Below are 18756 nucleotides of genomic sequence, written 5' to 3'. Positions count from 1 at the left end.
GACACGAACGTTATTCGCCAGTCTGTTCCGGCCAGTGACGCAGGCCGGGTCCGCTTGCCGCGAGTTCCGGCACGTGTTCGTCACACTTCTCATTCGTTGAAGCGATCCAGCGTGCACGCATCGGCGCGAGAATGAATTTCGCCGACACGCCTGCCCCAATCGTGACTATCGCCGACACGAGGAACACGAGATTCCACCCGCCCGTCGTGGCGAGCACCGAAGCGATCGGCACGATGAGCGACGCCGTACCCTTCGCCGTATAAAGCGTGCCCGCGTTCGCCGCGGCGTACTTGCTGCCGAACGTATCGGCGCAAAGCGCCGGGAAGATCGAGAAGATCTCGCCCCAGAACAGGAAAATCAGTGCTGCGAATGTCATGAACGCATAGGGGTTCTGGCCATATTGCATCAGGCCCAGCAGCGCAAGCCCTTCGCCGATAAAGATCGCGAACATCGTGTTCTCTCGGCCGATCTTGTCGGAAATGAAGCCGCACAACGGACGCGTGAAGCCGTTGCAGATGTTGTCGATCGACAGCGTCATCGTGAGCAGCGGCAGCGTCATGCCGAAGAGACTCATCGGCAGCTTGGCGAGCCCCCAGTCCTTGGCAATCGGACCAAGTTGCGCCGTCGCCATCAGGCCACCTGCCGCCACCGCGACAAACGACGCGTAGATCACCCAGAACACCGGCGCCTTGATCATCTGACCCGGCGTATAGTCCGTTTTCGTGACAGCGAATTTGCGCTTGGCAGGTGACACTTTTGCGGTGTCGGGCTTTCTCAGCATCAACGCGAGCAGGAAAATGCACACCCCTTGCAGAATGCCGAAGAACAGGAATGTGTGCTCGTAACCTGAGCGCGTGATCATGTTTGCGATCGGAATCACTGTCACCGCCGCGCCCGCGCCGAAGCCCGCCGCCGTCAGGCCGGCGGCGAGGCCGCGCTTGTCCGGAAACCACTTGAGCGCGTTGCCGACGCAGGTGCCATACACGCCGCCCGCACCGATACCGGCGATGACGGACGCTATATAGAGTTCGGGCAGCGTCGTCGCAAACGAGTTCATCACCCACGCAAGCCCTACGCAGATCGCACCGCCCGCCACGACAGGCTTCGGACCGAAGCGGTCGACGAGCCACCCTTCCACCGGCACCAGCCACGTTTCGGTGAGAATGAAAATCGAGAACGCGAGCTGAACTTCAGCTTGCCCCCAATGATGCTTTGCACTCATCGGCGCGACGAACAACGTCCACGCATATTGCAGATTGGCGACGAGCGCCATACACAGGATGCCGAATGCTAGCTGCCACCAGCGGCTGCGCCAAAACGCTACCGGAGCTTGCTGAGAAATGCTGTTCATGTACCTGTCTCCGCCATCTATATTTAGGGTAGCCGACCAAAAATCCGGTCTGTATGCATGCATACCTTATCGTTGCGTCCCGATCGGACCGCGTCGGGTGTATTTCGCAACGAAAATTCAAGCGCTTCTTTTCTAAAAATCTTTAATCTGATTTACGGCTCATTGCTCGGACGAATAGGCGCCTGCAGGTCATTTTTTCTCGATTTCACCGCGCCGGGCCTTGTTTTCAGCGTTAACCCGATGCTCACGCGTTCCATCGTCCATTGCAGAATTCATCCTAGGGTCTCTGCTGAATTACTGATAATTAAAGTTTGTTACCATGAGGATTCATCTTCGCTTATACATCCACCATGACGATGCGTAACGCCACCCTGCGCCAGCTGAAAGTGTTCGAGACGGTGGCGCGGCACCTCAGCTTCTCGCGCGCGGCCGAGGAACTGCACCTCACGCAGCCCGCCGTCTCCACCCAGGTCAAGCAGCTCGAGGAGCACGCTGGCCTGCCGCTCTTCGAACAGCTCGGCAAAAAGATCTATCTGACGCCAGCAGGCACGGAAATGCTTCATTACAGCCGAGCGATCATTCAGCAGTTTCATGAAGTGGATGAAGCGATGGGCCAGTTGAAAGGCATCTCGGGCGGCAAGCTGAACGTCGCGGCCATCAGCGCGGGCGACTACTTCTTTCCGCGGCTGCTCGCCGAATTCACGCGACGCTATACGGGTGTCGAACTGAACCTTGCAGTGCACAACCGCGAGGAACTGCTGCACCAGCTGGCAACCAATCAGACCGATCTCGCGGTAATGGTGCGGCCGCCACAAGAAATGGATTCGATCAACGAGGCGTTCGCGCCGCATCCGTATGTGATTGTGGCGGCGCCCTCGCATCCACTTGCCAGCAAGCGCAACATCAAGATCAGCCAGCTCGCGAGCGAATCGTTCGTCGTGCGCGAACGTGGCTCGGACACGTGGAATTCGATGGAAGAGGGCTTTGCAGGGCGTCTTACGAACCTCAACATCGCGATGGAGATCAAGAGCACGGAGACGATCAAGCAGGCCGTGATTGCAGGCATGGGCATCGCGTTTCTGTCCGCACATACCATCAGCCTCGAATTGCAGCTCGGGCATCTCGCCGTGCTCGATGTCGAAGGCTTTCCGGTGATGCTCAACTGGTACGTCGTTCATCGCAAGAACAAGCGGCTTCCGCCTGTTGCGGTTGCGTTCAAGCGCTTTTTGCTGGAAGAAGGTGCGGATCTGATCGAGCAGATCACGCACGTAAATCAATTGACCGTCCATAGATGACGCGCTATGGAATGCCAATGAAAATTTAATTATTGTGTATTCATCGCGACCTCTATGCTTCTTCCGAGTCACATCACTCGACCGCTTGGGAGATCGCGATGAATCAATCTGCCGATTTGCATAATGAAGCGTTGCTGAGCGCCTATAACGCCGCGTTCAGCGATCTGGGCTTACGTTTTCGCTGGACCCAGGACACGCTCGATTTCTTCGACGACGTCAGCAATGAACCTGCACGCATTACGGCCTACATCGAGCGCTTTCATTCGCATCTGCTCAACGCCTACGACGCCGCTTTTCTCGTGCAACTGATTTTCGACCGGAAAAACCAGCTCTATCGCGAGCCCATGGCTCGATGACGCACAATTGCAGTTCATTCGTGATTCTCTTCGACCTCCGCGCTCGCGAACCTGATGGTTCGCGACGCAGTTGCCGCTACGTGTTTCGTCAGTGTCGCTTTGCCTGATGGCGTTGGCGGCTACGCACGCGCATCGTTGCATGTGTCATTTGCGCGTTCCGCGCAGATGACGCGCAGCGCGGCTGCGCACGGCGCGGATTGATCGACCACGTCCAGTGCTGCGTGAAATCGTCTGCAGGCTGCAGATGCGAAGGATCGCCGTCCCACGCGAGGCGCAACGTCGCGCCGCGTCGTGGTGACATGCCGCAATGCGCGGGCGCGCGCGCGTGATGCTCATGCATGGTCAGCATCACATGCGCGCCCAACGCGGCGGCCAGCAGGCTCACCGCGAACAGCGCTACGATTCCAGGCGTTTGCGCAGGCTCGTTGACGAAAGCATAACCAATCCAGACACACAATCCGAGCGCGACCATATCGATGACCTTGTCGCCGGGTGCACCTTGCCACGTGTTTCGCCTGCCATGCGTCAGCCGGTTGACGAGCACTGTTGCCGTTATCGCAATCACCAACGCGCCCGCGAAAACAAACACACAAAGTTCCAGGCGCTCAAGCCCCGACCACGTGATGAAGCTAGCCCAGTCCGGCATGCAACCTCCTCCTCGCTTCGTGCATTCGCTGTTGTTTCGTTCCGTTACTCGCTCGGATCGCGCCGCACGCTCTGAGCGCGTCGGTCGGTGCCGGCGAATAGCCGGGTTCTGCCATCACTTCATCCGTGTGCTCGTCGGGCACGGGCGAACACGCGTCACCTACGTGGGACTGTCCGTCCGCTTGATCGGGTTGCCCGCTGTCAGGTACCTGTCGCGCATCGGCACCGACACTCAATACAGTATGTGATATAACAGATCGTCGCAAGCGCTTTCAGCCACACTTGGGGGAGTCCCGGAGAACACTTCAGCCCCTCTCCCATCTGGCCTTGCGAATGCAACTTCGGCGCCCAGGCCGCCAAAGCGGTAGATCTGGCGCAGCATCCGAAGGACGCGCGCGCACAAAGAAGCCCGGTGGCCGGCTTCATCGCCGGACAAGCGCGCCGGACGACGCGGCCCGTCAGGCGATAAAAAAGCCGGCGGACCTTCAGGTCCGCCGGCCTTCGGCTTCAACGGGGGTTGACGGAGCGCAGAGCGCTCAGTCGAGAAAATCGCAATTTGACTCGACAAACGCGGCAAGCCCGAGCGAGTGATCGCGCACCAGACGCTCCGCCAGTTCGGTATCGCGCTTTTCCAGCGCCTCGATGATTCGCAAATGGTCGACGATCGACCGCGACGCGCGGTCGCTCTGAGAAATCGTCATGCGGCGAATTGCGCGCACATGAATGAAGATGTTCTTGATCGTGTCAAGAATGATCTGCGACTTCGACAGTTCGACAATCGCCTGATGGAACGCGATGTTCGCATCCGAGTACTCGGTGATATGTTCGGCAGGCGTCGAGTCACGGAACTGGTCGAACATGTGGCGCAGTTTCGCGATCTCTTCGTCAGTTGCGTGCTGCGTGGCAAGACGTGCGGCCATGCTTTCGAGCGCGGCCCACATCTGGATCATTTCGACGATCTCACGCTTGCTCTTGCGCACGATGTAGATGCCGCGCCGCGGAACCATGCGCAGAAAACCGTCCTGCTCGAGCAGCGTCATTGCCTCGCGAACGGGCGTGCGGCTCACACCGAGCGATTCGCTCAGCACGCGCTCGTCGAGACGAATCTCTTCGCGCGACGCGTAAATGTCGGCATCCGCGATGGCCTGGCGCAACATCGCGTAGGCCTGGTCGCGGAGGCTGGCGCTATTGCCGATTGGATGCAGCGCCAGAGGCAGGTTCAGAACAGGAGTATTCACTACCAGGTTCGCTTAGTTCGACGAGCCGATCGCGCCCATCACTGCTCCAACGCGCGAGTCGTTCGGCATGGCCTCACGCCCGGTTGCGGCTTCGAGACCGACATAACGGCCGTGCTTCGACGCAAGTTCGGCGACATGCAGCGGCACCCAAGAGGTCAACAGCACGGTTGCGGCCGAACCCAGGCCCACGAGGGCGACGGCAAAGATTGCAAGCGACACGAGATCCATGAGTTGCTCCAGCCAATTGATGATTGAATGACTCAATCATATGCTGCGTCGCGACATGAATCAAGCATCTTGTATTTAGTATATCAGATACTGTTGCTCAAGCACCACAACAGATCCAAAGCACGGATGGTCGGTGCGGAACCGCCATACGGGTCCGATCGATATTACGCTTTTTCCCGCCCGCAAGCGCAATCTCCTGCACCACCATCCGCAGTGAATCAACTTCGATCATACGTCCGGCCTCGAGGTCATGCAGCATCGCCGTCTTGTGCGCGCCCACCGCGCTCGCGCCGTTGACACGCCTTTCCACGGCACGCGGAAGTGCACGGCGAAGCGATCGGCCACGGCCTTCGCCTCCAGTCGGGCGTTCAGCCTCGGCTGTTCGTTCGCTTGCTCGTTCAGATCGCACCGCAGGCTCTGAGCGCGTCGATCTGTGCCGGCGAATAGCCGAGTTCGACCATCACCTCGTCCGTATGCTCGCCGAGCAATGGCGAGCGCGTTACCTCCGTCGGGCTGTCGGACAGCTTGATCGGGTTTCCGACCGTCAAGTACTTGCCCCGCACCGGATGATCGACCTCGACGATCGTGCCCGTCCTGCGCAGCGATTCGTCTTCAGCGATCTCCTTCATCGACAGGATCGGCCCGCACGGAATGTTGTGCTGGTTAAGGATCGCCATCGCATCCAACTTCGTCTTCGTCTTCGTCCAGCGCTCGATCTCCTCGAAGATCTCCTTCAACCGCGGCAGCCGCGCGCCGGGCGTGGCGTACTCCGGGTCCGTCGCCCACTCTTCCCTGCCGATCACGTTGCAGATCTTCACCCACACCGGCGCCTGCGTAATGAAGTAGATGTACGCGTTCGGATCGTGCTCCCAGCCCTTGCATTTCAGGATCCATCCCGGCTGTCCGCCGCCTGACGCATTGCCCGCCCGCGGCACCGCCTCGCCGAATGCGCCGTTCGGATACTGCGGATACTCCTTCATCACGCCCGTGCGCTCCAGACGCTGCTGGTCGCGCAACTTCACGCGGCACAGGTTCAGCACGCCATCCTGCATCGCCGCGAGCACCTTCTGCCCACGGCCCGTTATCGTGCGCTGATACAACGCCGTCACGATGCCCAGCGCCAGATGCAGGCCCGTGCCGCTGTCGCCGATCTGAGCACCTGTCACCACCGGCGGGCCGTCGTCGAAACCCGTCGTCGACGCCGCGCCGCCCACGCACTGCGCGACGTTCTCATAGACCTTGCAGTCCTCGTACGGCCCCGGACCGAAGCCCTTCACCGACGCGACGATCATCTGCGGATTCAGTTCCTGGATGTGCTCCCACGTGAAGCCCATCCGGTCCAGCGCGCCCGGCGCGAAGTTCTCCACCAGCACGTCGCACTTCCGGATCAGCGCCTCCAGCACCAGCTTGCCTTCCGGGTGCTTCGCGTCGATCGTCACCGAACGCTTGTTGTGGTTGAGCATCGTGAAGTACAAGCTGTCGGCATCGGGAACGTCGCGCAGCTGTTCACGCGTGACGTCGCCCGCGCCTGCGCGTTCGACCTTGATCACGTCCGCCCCGAACCACGCGAGCAGCTGCGTGCAGGTCGGCCCCGACTGCACGTGCGTGAAATCGAGAATGCGCACACCGTCGAGTGCTTTGCTCATGCTACATCTCCCATCGTTGATTGCTGTTCGCCGCTGACGCTTTTCGTGCCAGTCCGGACTCACCTTGCCCAGGCATCGACACACATGATATGTGATATATCGTATTTACAGCATGGCGTTTGGGCAAGCTTTTTCCGGCGATTTCCGATGAGGGCAAACCCGTATTGGCCGCACCGATACTCAACCCGCGCTGAAGACGCGCCCACCCGCGACGCGCTGCGCCCGAAAGATAATTGCGCTTGCGATGACCGGCGCCCTCGCGAAGAGCGTCAAGTGACCGACTCGGCCGCGAGTGTTGTCGTCAACGTGCGTCCTGTCCGATCAATGGAGCGACGACGCGCGCAGCCACGATAGCCGCGGTTGCGCTTGCGAATACGGTGAGATCGACGTCCTGTTGATAGGGCAAGAAGGGGCGCATGCGCGCCGTCATCGAGTTTGCGGACGATGGTACAGGCGGCCCAATCGCCGCTGTGAATGAACTGCATGGCCGATAATTCGAGTTGATACGGCACACGCGTTTCTACACGCGTCGATGTTCTCCGCGCTGCTCGTCGCAACGACGTTCGACGTGATATTGACTGCGCGAGTACAAAGGCGGCACGCATGCCGCCCAGGTTCGAGCGCCCGGAACGACACGTCAGGCGCTGACGCGCGCCTCCAGTTCCGCGATGCGCTTGCGCAGATTTCGATCTTCCTGGAAGCGCGCGGTTTCGTCGCGAATCACCGCGACGATGCCCGTCAATTCGCGCTCGTCCGAATACAAGAGTGCGACCGTAAAAGCGATCGACAGTGCGCGGCCGTCCTTGTGAACAGCGGGCACTCGAAGGACGTCGTTGCCATAGCGCGTCTGCCCGGTCGCCATCGTCTTTTCGTAGCCTTCCCAATGACGCCCGCGCAGACGTTCGGGAATGATCAGATCCAGCGAATTGCCGAGCGCTTCTCCTGGCGTGAAGCCGAACATGCGTTCTGCTGCGGGATTCCACATCGTAATCGCGCCGCTCCTGTCCGAGATCACGACGGCATCGCCGATCGCGTTCACCAGTTGTTGGTAGTCAATGATAGCTGCTTGCATAGTCGGGCTCGTGCGTCATATGGATACCGCTCAGTGAAAAACAGCGCCCGCCTGGACGCCATTCGAGTGACTCCTTCGTTCGCACGGCACGGCGTCAGGTCCGGGAACTTGATCGAGTTCCCCCACCCCATCTGCCATGATGTCGCCTCCTTGGCGCAAGAATGCCGCGCGACGTAATATACAATATTCCATACACAGTATTAGTCAATGGCTTTTTGCAGATGCCTGCTCATGCTGCTGCATCGCACAAGGTCGCCAGTGCTTTGTGTGTGAGGCGTGTCGGCGATCGGATCGCGTACTGCACATGCGCCGGCCCGGGATAGTCCCGGGGTTGCCGTGCGGGTATGACGGCAGCCTTAGTCCAGAAAATCGCAATGCGCTTCGACGTACTGCGCGAGATCGAGCGAGTGCTGACGCACGAGCGTTTCGACGCGCTCGGTATCGCGCGCCTCGAGCGCTTCGATGATGCGCATGTGATCTTCGATCGAACGCGACGCGCGGTCGCTTTGCGCGATCGTCATGCGGCGTATCGCGCGCACGTGCATGATGATGTTATTGATCGTGTCGAGGATGATCTGCGAGCCGGACAATTCGACGAGCGCCTGATGGAACGCGATGTTCACCTCCGAGTACTCCTCGATGTGATCGGTCGGTGCAGCCCGGCTGAATTGATCGAACATGGCCCGCAGGCGCGCAATGTTCTCGTTCGACGCGCGCAGCGTCGCGAGGCGTGCCGCCACGCTTTCAAGCGCAGCCCACATGCAGATCATCTCGACGATCTCTTTCTTCGTCTTGCGCAGGATATAGACGCCGCGGCGCGGCACCGTGCGCAGAAAGCCTTCCTGCTCGAGCAGCGTCATCGCTTCACGTACTGGCGTGCGGCTCACGCCGAGCGCCTCGGTCAGTTCCTTTTCATCGAGACGTACCTCTTCATGTGAGTGATAGATGTCGGTATCCGCGATCACCTGCTTGAGTCGCACATACGCCTGGTCGCGCAGCGATGCCGTCGCGCTGATCGGCGTGAGGTTCAGGCTCAACGGGACCGCGCGGACATTCTCTGGCGTGTCGGTGGACATGGTCGACGTATCTCCTCGTTGTCGATTACGGTGATGGTCCGCTCGATCGTGGGCCGTACAGGCGCGGTCGTTCGGCCTCGCTTTTTCCCAGATCACATATTCACAATACTGTATATCACATGTTCTCCTGAAACCAGCTCCCCTGCACTCTGCTTTGCTGCACCCAATCCATAAGCATTAAAGAATGGTTTTTACAGAAAACTTTAACTATCGTGAATCCATAGCCCGACCTATGCTGTCGTCACGTAATCGATGAAATGGAGGGGATCATGCGCAATGCACACGACGATGGACAACGGACCGACTACGACCGCGCAGTCAATGCGCAGCTGTGCGCGTTCAACAGCGCATTCGCCGACTTGGGGCTGCGCTTTCGCTGGGATGCGCAAACGCTGATGTCGCTCGCGGCGATCGATGGCGACCACGCTCGCGTTGTTGCCTACATCGAGGCGCAACAACCGCATCTGCTCAATGCGTATAGCGCGGAGTTCCTGAGCGCAGCAATCCTCGCGAAGAAGAGCGCGCACACGCCGGACGTGCTGCCGACGCGCATCGAGGCATCGTGCGACGGCTACCACTCGCAACGGGCAGCGGGTTTCACGCGCTCGCAGTATTTCGGCGACGATGCGGGATTGCCTGCACTGGCGGGCGCCTGAACGTCGGCACTGACACGACGAAGCGTGGCGTAAGGCAGCCGGAATTGACGCGGCCAGCGAACGGTTGACACCCGGCGCCGGATTTGAAGTTCGGAAAGAGAGGATTCCTACGCCATATCCGGCCCACCGCTGTCAGGGCGCAGGCGGGGCGGCCCCATGCTGCACGCACAAGCAGTCACCGATACCATGCAATGAGGCTGAGCTCGGCCGGCACGAACACGCCGTCGCGCGCGACGCGCACACGCGGCGTGTAATGCTCTGCAGGCCGCCTGGCAGCGAGCGTCCCATGGTAAAGGTATCGCTGGATCGCTCCGGCGATCGGTACTCCTTCGCTCATCAACGCACACTCTGCAGGTTGCCCCTGCTCCGTGTCCGCGTAAAACTCGACAAGCCCCCACTCGGCCGGCACTTCGCCGAGATAAACCGGCACGCAGATATGCCACGCGTCGCGTTCGCAACGCACCGACATCGAGCCGAAATGTACCTCGTGCCAGCGCGCGCCGAGTGTCGCCTCCCACTCGGCGAGCACGCGCGCGAGCTTGCCGCCGTCGCGCAAGCGATCGCGATACGCGACGGCCGCCGGCCAGTAGAAGCCATCCAGATATTCGCGCAGCATCCGGTTGCTGCCGAAGCGCGGCGCAAGTTCCGACATGCTCGCGCGCACGCGTTGCGCCCAGTCTCGCGGTATGCCCTGCACGTCACGTGCGGTAGAACGCCGGCACGATGTCGTCCTCGAGCAATTCGTAGAGGTGCTCAGCATCGTCCGCGTCGTTGTTGTTGCCGTTGTCGTCGCCGATCGCCCAGCCGTAGCGCGGCTGATAGGCTTCCGCCCACCAGCCGTCGAGCGAGGAGAGGTTGAGCCCGCCGTTTGCGAGCACCTTCATCCCGCTCGTACCGCATGCCTCCCACGCGCGCCGCGGCGTGTTGATCCACACATCGACGCCTTGCACAAGCTGCTGCGCGAGCGCCATATCGTAGTCCTCAATGTATACCACGCCCGTGCGCAGCGTCGAAACAGTGTGTCATCGAACCACTCGTGGATCAGTTCCTTGCCCTCCACGTCGTCAGGGTGCGCCTTGCCCGTAACGATGAGCTGCACGGTCAGCTTTTCGTTCGTCAGCAGGCGTGCAAGGCGTGCCGAATCGCGCAACAGCAGGTTCGGACGCTTGTAGCCCGTGAAGCGGCGCGCAAAGCCGAGCGTCGGGATGTTCGGATCGAGCACGCGCGACGCATAGGCGAGCTTGTCGGACGGCTCGCCTCGCTGTCCGAGCTGCCACGCGAGCCGCGCGCGCGCATAACGGACGAGGTCGCGGCGCTGCTGGGCCGACAGCGCCCAGAGCGTCTCGTCGTCGCACGCGGCGACGGCCGCCGTGTGGCCATCGACCGCGCCGAGCCAGCGGCCCTTCCCGCAAGCGCGGGTCCACAGATCGTCCGACCACGCGGAATCCCAGGTCGGCACGTGGACACCGTTCGTCACGTGACGCACCAGCACCTCATCGATCGGCCAACGCGGATACCCATACTTCGTGAGGAAATTGTGCGGGACGTCAATGGTAGCCGCAAGCACGCCGCCACCCATAAATCTCTTTTAAATCAAGGATCTAAATGGCGTATTCGGAAGCTATCGGAATACCCGGGAAGCCTTGAATGGCGGAAGGCGAAGAAGACGCTGGAGCGGACGGGAGATCGAGGCGCATGAGGTCGGCGAACTTGGATCGACAAGACGGCGCACACCATGCACGCCGCCGTCAGGACCGCATCGTAGGCGTCGACCTCTCATGAAATAAACGTATTTTTCTGATCAACTCATGCATTTTACGAATACACAACGAGAGGCGACCCTCGCCGGTGCTGCCGCCTCCCGACCCGCCCCTCTCACTCCGGATACGTGACACGCTCCGGTTCGCGCCGCATGATCACCTTCCCGTGGCGCACCGACAGCGTGGCCTTCACCTGCCGGCGCACCGCTTCGTAGTCGCTGTCGGCGTCGAGCACAACCAGGTTCGCCGGCCGTCCGACCGAGATCCCATAGCCGTCGCCGAGATGCATCGTCGTCGCGCTGTGATCGGTCACGAAGTCGAGGCAGCGCTGCAGGTCCTGGTAGCCCATCATGTGGCAGATGTGCAGGCCGGCGTCGAGCACGCGCAGGATATTGCCGTTGCCGAGCGGATACCACGGATCCCTGATCGAATCCTGCCCGAAGCACACGTTCAGGCCCGCGCGATCGAGCTCCGCGACCCGCGTGAGCCCGCGCCGCTTCGGAAACGTGTCGAAACGCCCTTGCAGGTGGATGCTCTCGGTCGGGCACGAGACGAAGTTCAGGCCCGCGCGCTTCAGCAACCGGAACAGCTTCGAGCAGTACGCGTTGTCGTACGAGCCCATCGCGGTCGTGTGGCTCGCCGTCACGCGCGCGCCCATTCCGCGCACGCGCGCTTCTTCCGCGAGCACCTCCAGAAAGCGCGAATGCGGATCGTCGGTCTCGTCGCAGTGCACGTCGACGAGGCAGCCGGTGCGCTCGGCCAGCTCCATCAGGAAGCGGATCGAGCTGACGCCCTGCTCGCGCGTGTTCTCGAAATGCGGGATCCCGCCGACGACGTCCGCACCGAGGTCGATCGCCTGCTCCATCAGCGCACGGCCGCCGTCGAACGACTCGATGCCTTCCTGCGGAAACGCGACGATCTGCAGGTCGATCAGTCCGCGCGCCTCGTCCTTCACTTCGCGCATCGCCTTCAGCGCGGCGAGCGTCGGATCGGTGACGTCGACATGGGTGCGCACGTGCTGGATGCCGTGATCGCGCAGCATGCCGATTGCCGCATGCGCACGTGTCTTCGTGTCCTCGTGCGTGATCGTCGCCTTGCGCTCGGACCAGCGCTCGATCCCCTCGAACAGCGTGCCGCTCATGTTCCAGGCCGGCTCGCCGGCCGTGAGCACGGCATCGAGATGGATATGCGGCTCGACGAGCGGCGGGATCGCGAGGCGGCCGCCCGCGTCGAGATCGTCGGCGCCGGCCGGCGCCAACGGCGCGGGTTGCGCGTCGATTCGCGCGATCCTGTCGCCATCGATGCCGATCGTGAACAGCCCGTCGCGGCCGCGCAGGCGTGCATTGAAGAGGTTCATGTAGGTCCAGGGCGTCATGCGGCGCCGGTGCGCCGCGTGGTGGGGAAAAGCGGTTCGGGCGATGTATGCGGCGCTCAGTTGAAATCTTCGATCTTCAGGCCGGTCGCCGCGCTCATCTCGTCGTTCGTCACGTCGCGCACGTGCTTGCCGAAGGTCCACACATGCCGGCCCGGATCACGCGCGCGATACATGCGATCGCCGTAGAACTGGTCGGCCGGCGCCTGCAGGATCTCGGCGCCGGCGGCACGCGCGCGCTCGCAGTGCGCGTCGAGGTCCGCGTCGTCGGGAAGATGCACGTGGACGTTCTGCGTGTTGCGATCGCCCGTGTCTTCCGGCGATGCGATGAAGTCGGCCCACGCGCCGCCGATCATGACGAGGCCGTCGCCGAATTTCATCTCAGCATGCGCGATGTCGCCTTCCGGCGTGGTGACGACGATCGAGCGCTCGAAGCCGAATGCGCGTTCGAGCCACGCCAGCGCGGCTTTCGGGTCGCGATAGCACAGCGCGGCACTGAACGAAGGACGGCGAGGCGCAGTCATCGGGGTCTCCGGATCTCGGTATGGGTCTGCTCATTCTCCACGCGCGCGGCGCCGCAATCAACTCCCGCGCCGGCGCCGTGCGTGTTGTCAATGCGCGACACGGCGTGCGCGACGCCCCCGCATCTCGTGGCGCGCCGTCGGCGAAAACGCGCGCCATTGGGCCTCGGCACCGATTTGTGAACGGCGTGTGACGCACTGTTGCACAACGCGCAATGGAGCGCTCGCGCGCCGACGGCCGGAATCGCGCGAACCCGCCCCTACACTTGCGCCGAACTTTGGTCACCCGTCCCACACGCAGGAGCTGCTACATGAAAAAAACCCTGGTTGCCGCCGCATGCACGGCCGCGCTGTTCGCCCCGCTCGCCCACGCACAGAGCTCGGTCACGCTGTACGGCCTGATCGACGCCGGCATCGCCTACACCAACAACGCGGGCGGCGCATCGCTGTGGCGCATGACCACCGGCACCATCAACGGCAGCCGCTTCGGCCTGCGCGGCACCGAGGATCTCGGCGGCGGCCTGAAGGCGCTGTTCGTGCTCGAGAACGGCTTCAACGCGAACAACGGCGCGCTCGGCCAGGACGGCAAGCTGTTCGGCCGTCACGCCTACGTCGGCCTGACCCACAGCGGCTACGGCACGCTGACGCTCGGCCGCCAGTACGACACGATGGTCGACTTCGTCGCGCCGCTGTCCGCGACGGCCGGCGACTTCGGCGATGCGGGCTTCGCGCATCCGTTCGACAACGACAACCTGAACCACTCGGTGCGCATCAACAACGCGGTGAAGTACACGAGCGATACGCTCGCGGGCTTCAAGGTCGGCGCGCTGTACGGCTTCTCGAACTCGACGAACTTCGCCGGCAACCGCGCGTACAGCGTGGCGGCGAGCTACACGAACGGCCCGCTGAAGCTGGCCGGCGCGTACCTGCAGATGAACGGCACGAAGGGCTCGACGAGCGCGAGCCCGGGCGCGACCGACGTGGCCGAAGCGAAGAGCGTGAGCCAGGGCGGCTGGTCGGTAGGCGCGGACCGCATGCGCACGTACGGTGGCGGTGTCAGCTACGTGTTCGGCCCGGCGACGGTCGGCTTCGTCTATACGCGCTCGCAATACGACAATTCGGGCTCGTTCGGCTCCACCGGCCAGGTCGCGTTCAACAACTACGACGTGAACGTGCGCTATGCGGTGACGCCGGCCGTCAGCCTCGGCGCGGCCTACGTGTACACAGACGCCAGCGTGTCGAACCCGGACAGCAAGCACGGCACCGATCCGAAGTGGCACCAGGTCGACCTGCAGGCGGTGTACAAGCTGTCGCGCCGCACCGACCTGTACGCGGAAGCGATGTACCAGCACGCGTCGGGCCGCGGCTACCAGGCGTTCATCAACACGTCGGGCGGCGCATCGAGCACCGCGAACCAGATCGTCGGCACGATCGGCATGCGTACGCGGTTCTGAGTTCTGCTCCGCAGGACGGCGCGTCGCCCGTCAGCCGTGAACCTGTCCTGACAGACGGGTTCATGCGCCGCGGGCGGCGCGCCCCAATGTTGTGCCATCTGGAAAGCTGCCTGCCGGGAATCGGGGTTTTTGTGACGATGCGCGCTGCATAGACTGGCGTCGACGGTTCGGATCGAACCTCGATCACCGAACCGGCCCGCTACCCCGTCCACAGGAGAACATCGTGAAATCGCTCGTCGTAACCGCCGCCGCTGCCGTCCTGCTTGCCGCACCGGCCCTGTCGTTCGCGCAATCCGCAAAGTCGCCCGTCACGCGTGCGCAGGTGCTGCAGGAGCTCTATGACCTCGAATCGGTGGGCTACAACCCGTCGCTCGGCGACGCCGGCAACTATCCGGACGACATCATGGCCGCGCAGGAACGCCTGGCAGCAAAACGGCTCGCCGAGCACAAGGCTGCGCAAGCCGCATATGGCCCGGCCGGTGCGGGCGCAACCGAATCGGGCGTGGCAGCGAAGCCCGCGCTCTGAATGCATGCAGCAACGCCGCGCCCGCATGACATGTGTCCAGCGGGCGCGGCGGATATCGCGCGAACCGGCCCGTAACGATGCGGCCGGACAGCGCGCCGTCCGGCACGCCGCCATCCTCCATCCTGTTTCCGTGTTCGCCCTCAGGCAGCCTGCGGTTCGCGGTCGATCGCGTTCAGCATCTCGACGTCGCGCGCGATCATCCCCGGCACCTGCGCACGCAGCATCTCGACCCAGGTGCGCACCTTCGCGTCGACGAAGCGGCGCGACGGATACAGCGCATACACATTCATCTTCTGCAGGATATGCCCGGGCAGCACGCGCACGAGCGTGCCGTCCTGCAGCGCGTCGATCGCCGAATACAGCGGCAGCATGCCGATCCCGATGCCGTCGCGGATCGCCAGCGCGAGCGACTCGGCCGTATTGGTCTGCACCGGCCCGGCGACATGGATCTGCTCGACGCCCTCGGCGCCCTCGAGCACCCATTCGTGGGTCGGAAATGCAGGCGTGCAGAGCGTCAGGCACGCGTGCGCGCCGAGATCCTGCGGGCGGGCCGGCGCGCCGTGGCGCTTCACGTACTCGGGCGACGCGCAAAGGATGCTGAAGGTCGAGCCCAGCAGGTGCGACACGAGCTCCGAATCGGGCAGCGACGACGCGGTCACGACCGCCATGTCGCTCGTGCCGTCGAACAGGTCGGGCATGCGCTGCGACAGCGACAGCTCGATCGACACGTCCGGATACTGCGTGTGATAGCGCGTCAGCGCGGGCATCACGTAGTGATGGCCGACGCTCGCGAAGCTGTGCATGCGCAGCACGCCGGCCGGCCGCTCGTGCGCGCAGCTCGCCTCTTCTTCGGCGCGATCGACGTCGGCGAGGATCTGGCGGCAGCGCCGCAGATAGCTTTCTCCGGCCGACGTCAGCGCGAGACGGCGCGTCGAGCGATTCATCAGACGGGTGCGCAGGCGCGCCTCGAGCTCCGACACGGCGCGCGACATCGCGCCCGTCGTCGAATTCAGCGATTGCGCGGCCGCGGTGAAACTGCCCGTCTCGACGACGCGCGTAAACACCCGCATGTTTTGTAGCGTATCCATTCCTGTGAACCACCTGTAGCAGAGCCGCCATTTTCCTCCAGCGGGGGCGACAGATTGTTACGCGGCCTGCAACTATCGTTTCCCCGCAGCTGCGTTAATGCCCGCGCGCCGCGCTCCTACAATCGGCGCCTCACCAGTCGAACGGCCCCGTCCGGACGCGCCGCGGCACCCTGCCCGGCCCCGCACCGGCCCCCTCTTTTCATGAAGCCACAATCTGCGATCGAGCGACCTTCCGTCGAACCCGCACGATGGAGAGCCTGGCTCGATCCGCTCGGCGGCGCCGCGCGCGACTGGGCCGCGAGCGACGGGCTGATCTGGCTGCACCTCGCCAAGACCGTGCTCGCGGCGCTGCTCGCGATGGGCATCGCGATGCGGCTCGAGATGTCGCAGCCGCGCACCGCGATGACGACCGTGTTCGTGCTGATGCAGCCGCTGTCGGGGATGGTGTTCGCGAAGAGTTTCTATCGCGTGCTCGGCACGGCGGCCGGCCTCGTCGCCGCGCTCGCGCTCGGCGGGCTGTTCGCGCAGCAGCCGGAGCTGTACATGGCCGGCATCACGCTGTGGGTCGGCGGCTGCATCGCGCTCGCCGTGCGCAACCGTCACTTCCGCTGGTACGGGTTCGTGCTCGCCGGCTATACGGCCGCGCTGATCGGGCTGCCCGCGGTGATGACGCCGCAGGCGCTGTTCCAGTCCGCGCTCACGCGCGCCGCCGAGGTCGCGCTGGGCATCGCGTGCTCCGGCGCGGTCAGCGCGCTGATCCTGCCGCTCAGCTCCGCGAAGGCGCTGATGCGCTCGCTGAGCGTGCGTCATGTGAAGTTCGCGGCATTCGCGGCAGGCGCGCTGTCGGGCAGCCTCGCGCGCGGCGAATTCGAACGGCGCTTCGCCGATTTCGTCGACGAGATCGTCGGCTTCGAAGCCAACCGCGCGTTCGCCTCGTTCGAGGATCCGCACATTCGCGCGCGCAGCCGCCGGCTCGCGCGGCTGAACAGCGAGTTCATGAATGCGTGCACGCGATTGCATGCGCTGCATCAGCTCGTCAAGCGCCTGCGCACGAGCCGCTCGGACGCCGTGCTCGACGCGCTCGCGCCGCACATCGATGCGCTCGCGCGGCGGATCGCCGCATTGCGCGACGAGCGGCAGCGCGGCAGCGCGTCGACCACCGGCGCGCTGCTCGAACTGCGCCGCTTCCACACCGCGTTGCCGAAGGCCGCGCGCGCGTCGCGCCGCGAGATCGAGGATCACGCGGCGGGCGGCCTGCTGGACTTCGATACCGCGATCGAGCTGATGTATCGCTTCATCGGCGAATATCTCGGCTATGCCGACACCAACGCGTCGCTCGACCAGGACGATCACGCGTTCGAACGTTCCGTCACCCACTACGCGGTGAAGACCAATACGTTCTTCGTCGGCTTCGCATTCCTGCGCACGCTCGTCGCCGTCGGCGCGATGAGCGCGTTCTGGATCGCATCCGAATGGCCGAGCGGCTCGCTCGCCGTGATCGCCACCGCGATCGCGTGCGCGCTGAGCTCGACGTCGCCGCGCGCGCCGAAGTTCGTCGCGCAGATGGGCGTGGGCGCGGCGTTCGCGACGGCGGTCGGCTATGTGTTCCTCTGTTACGTGTATCCGAACATCGACGGTTTTCCGCTGCTGTGCGCGGCACTCGCGCCGGTGCTCGGCCTCGGCGCGTTTCTCGCGATGCGTCCGGGCCTGTCCGGCTACGGGATCGGTTTCGCGGTGTTCTTCTGCCTGCTGGCAGGCCCTGACAACGCAATCGCGTATACGCCCGAGGTGCTGATCAACAACGGTTTCGCCGTTGTCGTCGCGATGCTTGCGTGTTCGATCGTGTTTGCCGTGGTGTTTCCGACCCACATGCCGTGGCTCACGTCGCGCATCGCGCACGATCTGCGCCGCCAGGTCACGCTCGCGTGCGAAAGCGCGCGCGAGGGCCTCGCCGCGCGCTTCCAGTCGAGCACGCACGACCTGATGGCGCAGCTGCGCACGCTGCTCGTCAAGCGCACGCGCCAGCATCGCGACGCGCTGCGCTGGATGCTGGCGACGCTCGAAGTCGGCCATGCGGTGATCGACCTGCGCGACGAGCTGCACGGGTTCTGCGAATCCAAACCGCCGCAGACGCTGCGCTGGACCGAGTCGGTCGATGCAGTGCTGCGCGAGCTGCCGCGCTTCTTCGACGATCCGACACCCGTCCACCACGCGCGCACGCTGAAATCCGTGAACCTGGCGATCCGCGCCGCGCAGCACACGCTGCACGCGTGGTACGCGGTGCCCGACGCGCGCCACCGCATGCAGCGCATCGTCGGCTGCCTTCACTTCATCCGCAGCGCGCTGCTGGACAAGGACGCACCGTTCAACCACCGCCGTCACTGACCGTCGACGGCAAGCGGCGGCACTCGATGCGTGCGCAACGTTCAACCTTGTTCCGATTGGAAATAACCTCTGCATCCGCGGTAATTA

At 63.3% G+C, this 18756-nt stretch carries 19 protein-coding genes and 1 pseudogene; 6 read left to right on the top strand and 14 right to left on the bottom strand.

Annotation, left to right across the window (positions count from 1 at the left end):
* Positions 1-10: 10 nt before the first annotated feature.
* Positions 11-1351: an oxalate/formate MFS antiporter gene (gene oxlT, locus DIE22_RS18115; RefSeq protein WP_124501258.1), complete on the bottom strand. Its 1341-nt coding sequence runs from the start codon at positions 1349-1351 to the stop codon at positions 11-13.
* Between the two features lie 350 nt (positions 1352-1701).
* On the opposite strand from oxlT, the gene DIE22_RS18110 reads away from it, so the two are divergent.
* Both DIE22_RS18110 and DIE22_RS18105 read left to right on the top strand, forming a co-directional pair.
* The gene (locus DIE22_RS18110; RefSeq protein WP_124501259.1) at positions 1702-2646 is read left to right on the top strand and encodes a LysR family transcriptional regulator; all 945 of its coding nucleotides are present in this window, start codon (positions 1702-1704) and stop codon (positions 2644-2646) included.
* Between the two features lie 98 nt (positions 2647-2744).
* Entirely contained in the window at positions 2745-3002 is a 258-nt protein-coding gene (locus DIE22_RS18105; protein ID WP_124501260.1) for a hypothetical protein, read from the top strand.
* Positions 3003-3090: 88 nt separating this feature from the next.
* Here DIE22_RS18105 and DIE22_RS18100 read toward each other — a convergent pair whose 3' ends face one another.
* From DIE22_RS18100 to DIE22_RS18060, 7 genes and pseudogenes are all read right to left on the bottom strand, one after another.
* A complete protein-coding gene (locus DIE22_RS18100) occupies positions 3091-3648 on the bottom strand; it encodes an NADP transhydrogenase subunit beta (protein WP_124501261.1) in 558 nt (185 codons plus the stop codon).
* Positions 3649-4183: 535 nt separating this feature from the next.
* Positions 4184-4864, bottom strand: a complete 681-nt coding sequence (locus DIE22_RS18090; RefSeq protein WP_124501300.1) for a GntR family transcriptional regulator — start codon at positions 4862-4864, stop codon at positions 4184-4186.
* Positions 4865-4897: 33 nt separating this feature from the next.
* The gene (locus DIE22_RS18085) at positions 4898-5113 is read right to left on the bottom strand and encodes a hypothetical protein (protein ID WP_124501262.1); all 216 of its coding nucleotides are present in this window, start codon (positions 5111-5113) and stop codon (positions 4898-4900) included.
* Between the two features lie 97 nt (positions 5114-5210).
* Positions 5211-5473 (bottom strand): annotated as a pseudogene (locus DIE22_RS39330) (oxidoreductase); the annotation flags it as partial.
* 38 nt (positions 5474-5511) lie between these two features.
* On the bottom strand, positions 5512-6759 hold the full coding sequence (gene frc, locus DIE22_RS18075) for a formyl-CoA transferase (RefSeq protein ID WP_124605711.1): 1248 nt from the start codon (positions 6757-6759) through the stop codon (positions 5512-5514).
* A gap of 637 nt (positions 6760-7396) precedes the next feature.
* A complete protein-coding gene (locus tag DIE22_RS18065) occupies positions 7397-7831 on the bottom strand; it encodes a PAS domain-containing protein (RefSeq protein ID WP_124501264.1) in 435 nt (144 codons plus the stop codon).
* Positions 7832-8187: 356 nt separating this feature from the next.
* Complete coding sequence (locus DIE22_RS18060; RefSeq protein ID WP_124501265.1) at positions 8188-8907, bottom strand: GntR family transcriptional regulator; 720 nt, start codon at positions 8905-8907, stop codon at positions 8188-8190.
* 269 nt (positions 8908-9176) lie between these two features.
* Between DIE22_RS18060 and DIE22_RS18055 the strand changes: the two genes are divergently transcribed.
* Complete coding sequence (locus DIE22_RS18055; protein ID WP_124501266.1) at positions 9177-9563, top strand: hypothetical protein; 387 nt, start codon at positions 9177-9179, stop codon at positions 9561-9563.
* 175 nt (positions 9564-9738) lie between these two features.
* Here DIE22_RS18055 and DIE22_RS38845 read toward each other — a convergent pair whose 3' ends face one another.
* From DIE22_RS38845 to DIE22_RS18040, 5 genes are all read right to left on the bottom strand, one after another.
* Positions 9739-10215 carry a hypothetical protein gene (locus DIE22_RS38845; protein WP_260426707.1) on the bottom strand — a complete coding sequence of 159 codons (477 nt, stop codon included), beginning with the start codon at positions 10213-10215 and terminating at the stop codon, positions 9739-9741.
* 46 nt (positions 10216-10261) lie between these two features.
* Positions 10262-10534, bottom strand: a complete 273-nt coding sequence (locus DIE22_RS38840; RefSeq protein ID WP_260426706.1) for a hypothetical protein — start codon at positions 10532-10534, stop codon at positions 10262-10264.
* Positions 10444-11040 (bottom strand): hypothetical protein, encoded by a 597-nt coding sequence (locus DIE22_RS38835; RefSeq protein ID WP_260426705.1) that lies wholly within the window; start codon positions 11038-11040, stop codon positions 10444-10446. The genes DIE22_RS38840 and DIE22_RS38835 overlap by 91 nt, the downstream gene beginning before the upstream one ends.
* 398 nt (positions 11041-11438) lie before the next feature.
* Positions 11439-12680 carry a cytosine deaminase gene (gene codA, locus DIE22_RS18045; RefSeq protein WP_124501301.1) on the bottom strand — a complete coding sequence of 414 codons (1242 nt, stop codon included), beginning with the start codon at positions 12678-12680 and terminating at the stop codon, positions 11439-11441.
* Positions 12681-12754: 74 nt separating this feature from the next.
* Positions 12755-13219 (bottom strand): VOC family protein, encoded by a 465-nt coding sequence (locus DIE22_RS18040; RefSeq protein ID WP_124605710.1) that lies wholly within the window; start codon positions 13217-13219, stop codon positions 12755-12757.
* Between the two features lie 308 nt (positions 13220-13527).
* On the opposite strand from DIE22_RS18040, the gene DIE22_RS18035 reads away from it, so the two are divergent.
* Entirely contained in the window at positions 13528-14670 is a 1143-nt protein-coding gene (locus tag DIE22_RS18035; RefSeq protein WP_124501268.1) for a porin, read from the top strand.
* A gap of 223 nt (positions 14671-14893) precedes the next feature.
* Positions 14894-15196: a DUF4148 domain-containing protein gene (locus tag DIE22_RS18030; protein ID WP_124501269.1), complete on the top strand. Its 303-nt coding sequence runs from the start codon at positions 14894-14896 to the stop codon at positions 15194-15196.
* A 140-nt stretch (positions 15197-15336) separates the two neighbouring features.
* Here the strand turns inward: DIE22_RS18030 and DIE22_RS18025 are convergent, their stop codons facing one another.
* Entirely contained in the window at positions 15337-16284 is a 948-nt protein-coding gene (locus tag DIE22_RS18025; RefSeq protein ID WP_124501270.1) for a LysR family transcriptional regulator, read from the bottom strand.
* A gap of 201 nt (positions 16285-16485) precedes the next feature.
* On the opposite strand from DIE22_RS18025, the gene DIE22_RS18020 reads away from it, so the two are divergent.
* Positions 16486-18669 carry an FUSC family protein gene (locus DIE22_RS18020; RefSeq protein ID WP_124605709.1) on the top strand — a complete coding sequence of 728 codons (2184 nt, stop codon included), beginning with the start codon at positions 16486-16488 and terminating at the stop codon, positions 18667-18669.
* Positions 18670-18756: the final 87 nt, after the last annotated feature.

This window comes from Burkholderia sp. Bp9142 (genome assembly GCF_003853415.1).
Classification (GTDB): Bacteria; Pseudomonadota; Gammaproteobacteria; order Burkholderiales; family Burkholderiaceae; genus Burkholderia.
This window is presented reverse-complemented; position numbering and strand designations above follow the sequence as displayed.